This is a genomic window from Guyparkeria sp. SB14A (genome assembly GCF_005096345.1).
Lineage (GTDB): Bacteria > Pseudomonadota > Gammaproteobacteria > Halothiobacillales > Halothiobacillaceae > Guyparkeria > Guyparkeria hydrothermalis.
In genome coordinates, this window is record NZ_SWAW01000046.1 from 1 (window position 1) to 7,401 (window position 7,401).

6 protein-coding genes are annotated in these 7,401 nt (G+C 63.7%); 4 read left to right on the top strand and 2 right to left on the bottom strand.

All coding sequences use genetic code 11. From position 1 onward, the window contains the following. Positions 1-213: 213 nt before the first annotated feature. The gene (locus FAZ79_RS10810) at positions 214-876 is read right to left on the bottom strand and encodes an FAD-binding oxidoreductase (RefSeq protein ID WP_136867977.1); all 663 of its coding nucleotides are present in this window, start codon (positions 874-876) and stop codon (positions 214-216) included. Between the two features lie 567 nt (positions 877-1,443). On the opposite strand from FAZ79_RS10810, the gene rpe reads away from it, so the two are divergent. The 3 genes from rpe to trpE all read left to right on the top strand — a co-directional run bounded on the left by rpe (position 1,444) and on the right by trpE (position 4,464). Further along, a complete protein-coding gene (gene rpe, locus FAZ79_RS10815; RefSeq protein WP_136867978.1) occupies positions 1,444-2,133 on the top strand; it encodes a ribulose-phosphate 3-epimerase in 690 nt (229 codons plus the stop codon). Continuing rightward, the gene (locus FAZ79_RS10820) at positions 2,133-2,807 is read left to right on the top strand and encodes a phosphoglycolate phosphatase (RefSeq protein ID WP_136867979.1); all 675 of its coding nucleotides are present in this window, start codon (positions 2,133-2,135) and stop codon (positions 2,805-2,807) included. The genes rpe and FAZ79_RS10820 overlap by 1 nt, the downstream gene beginning before the upstream one ends. Before the next feature lie 145 nt (positions 2,808-2,952). Continuing rightward, the gene (gene trpE / locus FAZ79_RS10825; RefSeq protein ID WP_136867980.1) at positions 2,953-4,464 is read left to right on the top strand and encodes an anthranilate synthase component I; all 1,512 of its coding nucleotides are present in this window, start codon (positions 2,953-2,955) and stop codon (positions 4,462-4,464) included. 1,488 nt (positions 4,465-5,952) lie between these two features. Here the strand turns inward: trpE and FAZ79_RS10830 are convergent. Next, positions 5,953-6,591 (bottom strand): GGDEF domain-containing protein, encoded by a 639-nt coding sequence (locus FAZ79_RS10830; protein WP_169303686.1) that lies wholly within the window; start codon positions 6,589-6,591, stop codon positions 5,953-5,955. A gap of 349 nt (positions 6,592-6,940) precedes the next feature. Between FAZ79_RS10830 and FAZ79_RS10835 the strand changes: the two genes are divergently transcribed. After that, positions 6,941-7,195, top strand: a complete 255-nt coding sequence (locus FAZ79_RS10835) for a DUF4282 domain-containing protein (protein WP_136867982.1) — start codon at positions 6,941-6,943, stop codon at positions 7,193-7,195. The last annotated feature ends 206 nt before the right edge of the window (positions 7,196-7,401 follow it).

Genomic DNA, 7,401 nt, shown 5'->3' on the forward strand with positions numbered 1-7,401 from the left:
GATTAGCACCCACCCAAGCGTTGGTCGCCCTTGCGAGAAAACTGGCTCGGGTCGCTTTCAGTTTGATGCAGAAACAGACTGACTACGTGCCGAGAATCCCTTGTGGGGAGACATAGAATCTCCTACAGCGTTTGTTTCTGCGCAGGGGGCATGAAAAAGCCGCGCCCGGGTAATCCGTGACGCGGCTTTTCTTCGTCCGGTGATCGGCTTGGCTCAGCCGAATTCCATGCTCCGGGTGTTGCCGCCCAGATCGCCGAGGGTCTTCTTCACCTGCTCGGTGAAGGCGGGCGGGCCGCAGACGTAGAACTCCTCGGAGAGATCGCGGACGTGCTCGCGCAGGAAGGCGTCGTCGACGTGGCCACTGTGGGTGCACAGCGGCGAGTTCTCGCGGGTGCAGACGAAGTGGGCGTTCTCGCCGAAGGCGGCCTCCAGCTCACGCTGCTGGATGATGTCGCCGGCGGTCTTGTTCGAGTAGATCAGCTTCTGGCCGTCGAGCTGGCCGCGGTCGGCGAGATCGCGAATGATGGCCAGAAACGGCGTGATGCCGGCGCCCGCGGCGATGAACCAGCCCGGTCCCTCGTAGTTGAAGCTGTCGAACGGCTCGGAGATCAAAAGCTTCTGGCCGGGCTGGGACTGGGCCAGGTGCTGGGTGACGCCGTCGTGGCTGCCGTAGCTCTTGATCATCAGTTCCAGCACGCGATCGTCGACCCGGTTGGTCAGCGTGAACGGGCGGCCCTGGTCGCGCCACTTGGGCTCGTCGATGGCCAGTTCGATGGCCTGTCCCGGCGTGAACGAGAAGCCCTCGGGCTTGGCCAGGATGTATCGCTGGACATCGTGGGTGACGAATTCGCGCAGCAGCAGTTCGGTCTGGAACATAGTGATGTTGAATCGTGGTTTCGGCTGGAAAATGTCGGGGGAGTCTAGCCGATTTGCCGTGCCGTCGCTGCGCCGTCCGGCAAGGAGGCCTCGGCGAGGCGCTCGCCGAACGCCCCCGACGCGAACCGCGGCGGGCCTCGCGACCATGCCGTTCTTAAAAAATCGCGCCGAATCCGGTACATTGAGGATCCTCTGCACGAATCGGATACCGCTCTGCGTGCCTTGAGCCGGGCAGATGCAAGGCGACCGTCCGTCGCGGAAGGGTGATTCCCGCATCCTCGGACGGCAACGCCGCAGGTGCCCGGCTCAAGGCACGCCCTACGGGGCTTGGCGAGCCGCCCGTGCTCCGCGTTGCGATGTCTTGACGTGGCCGCCGGCACGCCGGCGACATCGCGCCTTGATCACGAACGGCTCGCCAAGCCAGAGTGGTATCCAATTCGCGCAGAGGTTCCTTAAGCGCAGTTTCCGCGCGTGTGCCCGTTCCACCCGATGCCGGTTCCGGCGATCGGGACGGGCGCTGCGCGACCCGATTTCCCCGAATCTTTCCCGTTATCCGAGGACCGCGAGATGAGCGACTACATCATTGCCCCGAGTATCCTGTCGGCCGACTTTGCCCGCCTGGGCGAGGAAGTGGACAACGTCCTGAAGTCCGGCGCCGACTGGGTGCATTTCGACGTGATGGACAACCACTACGTGCCGAACCTGACCATCGGCCCGCTGGTCTGCGACGCGCTGCGCAAGCACGGCGTCACCGCGCCGATCGACGTCCACCTGATGGTCAAGCCGGTCGATCGCATCATCCCGGACTTCGCCAAGGCCGGCGCCACGTCGATCACCTTCCACCCGGAGGCCACCGAGCACGTCGACCGCAGCCTGCAGCTGGTCCGCGACCAGGGCTGCCAGTCCGGCCTGGTGTTCAACCCGGCCACCCCGCTGGACGTGCTGGAATGGGTGATCGACAAGGTCGACATCGTCCTGCTGATGTCCGTCAACCCGGGCTTCGGCGGCCAGAAGTTCATCCCGGCGACCCTCGAGAAGGCCCGCCAGGCGCGCGAGATCATCGACCGCTCCGGCCGTGACATCCGCCTGGAGATCGACGGTGGCGTCAACGCCGACAACATCGGCGAGATCGCCGCGGCCGGCGTCGACACCTTCGTCTCCGGCTCGGCGCTGTTCGGCAAGGGCCAGGACTCCGACCCGAACCGCTACGACAGCATCGTCAAGGCGATGCGCGACGAGCTGGCCAAGGTCAAGTGATGCCACGCTTCACGCCGCGCATGGTGCTGTTCGACCTGGACGGCACCCTGGTCGACTCGGTGCCCGACCTGCTGGTCTCGGTCAACGCCATGCAGCGTGAGCTGGGCAATCCCGAGCGCGCCGAAGAGGACGTTCGCAACTGGGTGGGCAACGGCGTCGAGCGATTGGTCGAGCGCGCCTTGACCAACGACCTCGACGGCACGCCCGATCCGGCCGAGCTCGACCGCGCCCTGCCGGTGTTCAAGCGTCATTACGCCGAGAACAACGGTCAGCACTCGCAGGTCTTCGACGGCGTCACTCAGGGGCTGGAGTTCGTCAAGTCCCTCGGCCTGCCGATGGGCTGCGTGACCAACAAGGCCGCCGCCTTCACCCTGCCGCTGCTCGAGCAGACCGGCCTGCGCGATCACTTCGAGGTGGTCATCAGCGGCGACACCCTGCCGCTGAAGAAACCGGACCCGGCCCCGCTGATCTACTCTGCGGGCTGGTTCCACGTGCACCCCTCCGAGGCGCTGATGATCGGCGACTCGATCTCCGACGTGAAGGCCGCGCGCGCCGCGGGCTTCTCGATCGTCTGCATGAGCTACGGCTACAACCACGGGCGTGACATCCGCGACTTCGACCCGGATGCCGTGATTGACTCCATGACCGAGCTTTCCGGCCTGATCGCCCGGTAACCACCATGACCGGCCCAGGGACGATGGCGGATTAGACGATGGCGGATCCGACGATGGCAACCGACTCAAGGCGATGGCGGAGACGATGGCGTAGCTGAACGCCCACTCGTCCCCGTCCGTCGCCTTTTCCTTATCGGAGCCCGTCATGCCCAACCGCTTCCAGCCCTACCAGCCCACCCGCGTCGACCTCGAGCAACTCGCCGCCGAGGGCTACAACCGCGTCCCCGTCACCCGCCGCGTGCTGGGCGACTACGACACCCCGCTGTCCGTCTACCACAAGCTGGTCGAAGGCCCGTTCGGCTACCTGTTCGAGTCGGTCACCGGCGGTGAGCGCTGGGGGCGCTACTCGATCATCGGCCTGCCGTCCTCCACCGTCCTGACCGTCCACGGACACCGCGTGGTGGTGAAAAGGGACGGCGAGATCGTCGAGGACGAAACCGTCGACGACCCGCTCGCCTGGATCGAGACCTTCAAGGCTCGCTACCGCGTCTTTGAACCGGCGGACATGCCGCGCTTTCACGGCGGGCTGGTGGGCTACTTCGGCTTCGAGACCATCGGCTACATCGAGCCGCGCCTGGCCAACTTCGACGCCGACGACCCGCTGGGCGTGCCCGACATCCTGCTGATGGCGAGCGAAGAGGTGGTCGTGGTCGACAACCTCTCCAGCGAGCTGCTGCTGGTCACCCTGATCGACCCCGCCGAGCCCGGCGCGCTCGATCTCGCCAACGTGCGCCTCGACCGGCTGGCCGCCCGCCTGCGCGAGCCGGTGGCCCACTACGGCTCGAGCGCCCCGGGCAAGCCGATCGACGAGAACGACTTCACCGCCACCTTCACCCGCGAAGGCTACGAGAACGCCGTGCGTGCCATCCGCGAGTACATCGCGGCCGGTGATGTCATGCAGGTGGTGCCGAGCCAGCGGATGAGCATCGAGTTCGGTGCCGCGCCGATCGACCTCTACCGGGCGCTGCGCAGCATCAATCCCTCGCCGTACATGTACTTCATCGATGCCGGCGAGTTCACCGTGGTCGGCTCCAGCCCCGAGATCCTCGCCCGTCTCGAGGACGGCACGGTCACCGTTCGTCCCATCGCCGGCACCCGCCCGCGCGGGGCCACCGAGGCCGAGGACAAGGCCCTCGAGCAGGATCTACTCAGCGACCCCAAGGAGATCGCCGAGCACGTCATGCTGATCGATCTGGGGCGCAACGACACCGGCCGCGTCGCCCGGGTGGGCAGCGTCAAGCTCGAGGAGCGCATGATCATCGAGCGCTACTCGCACGTCATGCACATCGTCTCGCAGGTCACCGGCCAGCTGGACGAGGGCCTGAACGCCATGGACGTCCTGCGCGCGACCTTCCCAGCCGGCACCGTCTCGGGTGCACCGAAGATCCGTGCGCTGGAAATCATCCAGGAGCTCGAGCCCGTCAAGCGGGGTGTCTACGCCGGGGCGGTGGGGTACTGGGCCTGGAACGGCAATATGGATACTGCCATCGCCATCCGTACCGGGGTGATCAAGGACGAGCAGCTGCATGTTCAGGCTGGTGGCGGGATTGTTGCTGATTCCGTGCCGGCGACTGAGTGGGAGGAGACGCTCAATAAGCGTAGGGCGTTGTTTCGGGCGGCGAATATGGCGAGTCGGGGGTTGGATGAAGATCGCTAAGGGTAAATTGCCCGTCGAAGCTGTCTGTTATTGATTGACCTTTTGCGGGTGTAACTAGTGTGGCTGGTTTTCAACTCCTCACCCAAGCTGCGTGCGCTCGTTGTTTAGATTGTTATCACAGCAGGTTATAGGGGCGTTTTTATGCTTAATCTAGGGCGTGGCTGGACATTTCTTCCTATCGTCAGCGCTCTTCTGTTTTCTCCCATATCAGGGGCAGGTTCGGGGTTCGCGGATGGCAATGACCTTTTGCCTGCTTGTCACTCTGTTTTGAGGTCTTTGGATGGGAATGATATTCAGTCGGGTAGTTCGGTTGCGGCTGGGTGGTGCATTGGTTTGGTCCAAGGGGTTAAAAACACGCTTGTGGCGGCTTCAGAAGCAAAAGCGCTGCATGGCGGGTATCGAGTGTGTCTGCCGGAAGGCGGAATAAAAAATGGCCAAGCCATTAGGGTTGTGAGTCGCTTCTTAGAAGATAACCCATCTGAACTTCATAATCCGGCTTTTATATTAGTGACTCGTGCCATGTGGACGGCCTATCCTTGTGACTAGGGTGGCCGATTATTCGCGTCGTTAAGGGGGGGGTAACTTTGCGAATGAAGGCCATTGGGAAGATAAGGGCGTCGGTCGGCAGGTTTCCTGTGCTTGAGGGTGCTGGTTTCGGCGGCAAAAGAGGCCTCGTTAACAGGTGCCTGCCCTAGGCCGAGGTCAGGGTGGTAAGTGGGTTTCACGCGCTTGTTGCGTGAAGTGGCAGCGCTTCGGCTCCGTGCATTGCGCGCGAGTCGGTTTTCTTGCTTGTCCAAGAAAACCGACGAAAAGAAGGACACCCCGACGCCTTGGCCCTGCGGGCCTGATCGCTGCGCGATCAGCCTCGCGAACGGGGAATCGCGGACGGGTCGGTTCGACGCGACGTCCTGTCGCGGCGAACCTCGGGCCGGCGTCCCTGCCGGCCCGACCCTGCGATTCCCCGCCCGCGAGGCAAGGCGTAAGGGGGCTCCTCCTTCGATCCACGTAATCCACGGACTTCAACTGCGTAGACGCCTTCGGTTTCGGGTGGTGGTGCGCGCGCTTGGCAGCTGGCACGGCGGTTAACGAAGGTTTCTACCCCCTGTCGGCTTGCCTCACGACCGGCGGGTGGCCGGGGTCGGAGCGACATGGACGTCGCTCCGAGGCTCAGCGCGACACGACGTCGCGTCGAGCCGGCCCCGTGACAGCCGTCGGTCGTGAGGCTTCGAGGTCGGACGCCGTCCGGCCTCGAAGGCCCGAAGGGCCAAGCCGTGGGGTGTCTTTCTTTTCGCCCCTTTTCTTGGACAAGCAAGAAAAGGGGCTCGCACGCCTGGCAGGGTGATCGCTATTTACCGCACCTCGCAACAGGCGTGCGAAACCACTCTCCAGTGTTTCTATTCGGGGGATGCGCGAAGTCGGCCGTTGGCCGACGTCGGACTGAAGTCCGACCTACAGGGGAAGCGTTGAGGCGGGGAAGGGAAGAGAGCCCTATTTCTCGGGCGCCGTTTCTCCCCAATCCGCCTGCGCCGCCCGACTCTCGTCCAGCGCCTGGTACGCCCGCTGGACGATGGCATCGGCATCCTCGTCCTCTTCCCGGAACGCATCCACCCCCACGCTGACATCGAACCGCGTCGATGCCTCGGCGTCTTCGACCAGGAAGTAGGCCGCCGCCAGGCGCAGCTTGTCCGCGACTGCCGAGGCGCCGGCTACCGGGGTGTCGGGCAGGATCACGGCAAACTCGTGGTCGGCGATGCGAAACGACATGTCCATGCCCCGCAGGGTCTCGCGCAGGCAGTCGCCGAAGGCGCGCAGGACGCGGTCCTCGGCCGACGGGCCGTGGTGGTTTATGTACTGGACGATGTCGAGCAGGATCAGGCTCACCGGCAGGTCGTTGCGCCGATGCTGGCTGAACAGGGTGTCCAGTTGGCGCACGAAGTCGCGGCGGTTGCCCAGGCCGGTCAGGTCATCGATGAGTACCTGCTGCCCGGCCCGTGCGTGTTCACGCCCCTCGACCCGGTCGAGTTCAGCGGCCAAGGAGCGCAGGCGCTCGATCAAGTCGTCGCGATCAAGCGAGTCGATATCCGCCAGCCAGTGCGCGGACGGGTTGGGCGAAGGGCGCTGACTCACGGAAGACTCCTTTTCTGACGAGGGAAACGCTGCACGGCAAGCGATACGACAATAGCAGCAAGCCGGCGCCGGATCAGATGGGGTAGTCCCGCAGAAGGGGGAGGGCCCTGACTGTCAGGCCGCAATCCGGGTCACGCTGCCTGTGGTAGGCTCGGCTGGAAGCAAATTCGACAGGAAGTCGAGACGCTTGGAAGGGAATCTGTTGTTCTCCGATATTTCCCCCGGTTGGCGTTCCCCTGCCGGCCATCCAAAGCGGCTGACGCACTGTGTTTGGCAGCGCGGCACCGTTCCCCGTCTTGATCGTCCTTCGTGCTTCAAAAAACCAAGAACCAAAAAAGGACCAAGACCCATGAAAGACCTTCTTTTCTTCGACAAGATGCTGACGCCGAAATTTATTACCGTCATCTACTGGCTGCTGCTGGTGGGCGTGGTGATCGGCGGCATCGGCATGATGTTCGGCGGGTTTAACGGCTTCTCGTTCGGCACGTTCATCTCGGGCCTGCTGACCATCGTGTTCGGCGCGATCGGCGCGCGCATCTGGTGTGAGCTGATGATCGTGCTGTTCAAGATGAACGAGGCGCTGCAGGATATGCGTCACAAGTAACGCCGGTTACGGGCCCGGTTCGCCCGGGATGCCCGGGCCGTGGAAGGGAAGTCGCAGTCCGATCGATTCGATCGCTGCGGCTTTTTTAATGGAATGGCCTGCTCCCACCCTATTACGCTGTTTGGAGGAACAAACCCATTCAGCAACAGAGGAGGAACAGACCTATGTCCATTGCAACGCTCGGCATCGATCTTGGCAAGACCTCA

What these genes read in the sequence shown, in the direction of transcription:
- FAZ79_RS10810 (WP_136867977.1), bottom strand. Translation starts at nt 876, where the DNA reads ATGTTCCAGACCGAACTGCTGCTGCGCGAATTCGTCACCCACGATGTC.
- rpe (WP_136867978.1), top strand. Translation starts at nt 1,444, where the DNA reads ATGAGCGACTACATCATTGCCCCGAGTATCCTGTCGGCCGACTTTGCC.
- FAZ79_RS10820 (WP_136867979.1), top strand. Translation starts at nt 2,133, where the DNA reads ATGCCACGCTTCACGCCGCGCATGGTGCTGTTCGACCTGGACGGCACC.
- trpE (WP_136867980.1), top strand. Translation starts at nt 2,953, where the DNA reads ATGCCCAACCGCTTCCAGCCCTACCAGCCCACCCGCGTCGACCTCGAG.
- FAZ79_RS10835 (WP_136867982.1), top strand. Translation starts at nt 6,941, where the DNA reads ATGAAAGACCTTCTTTTCTTCGACAAGATGCTGACGCCGAAATTTATT.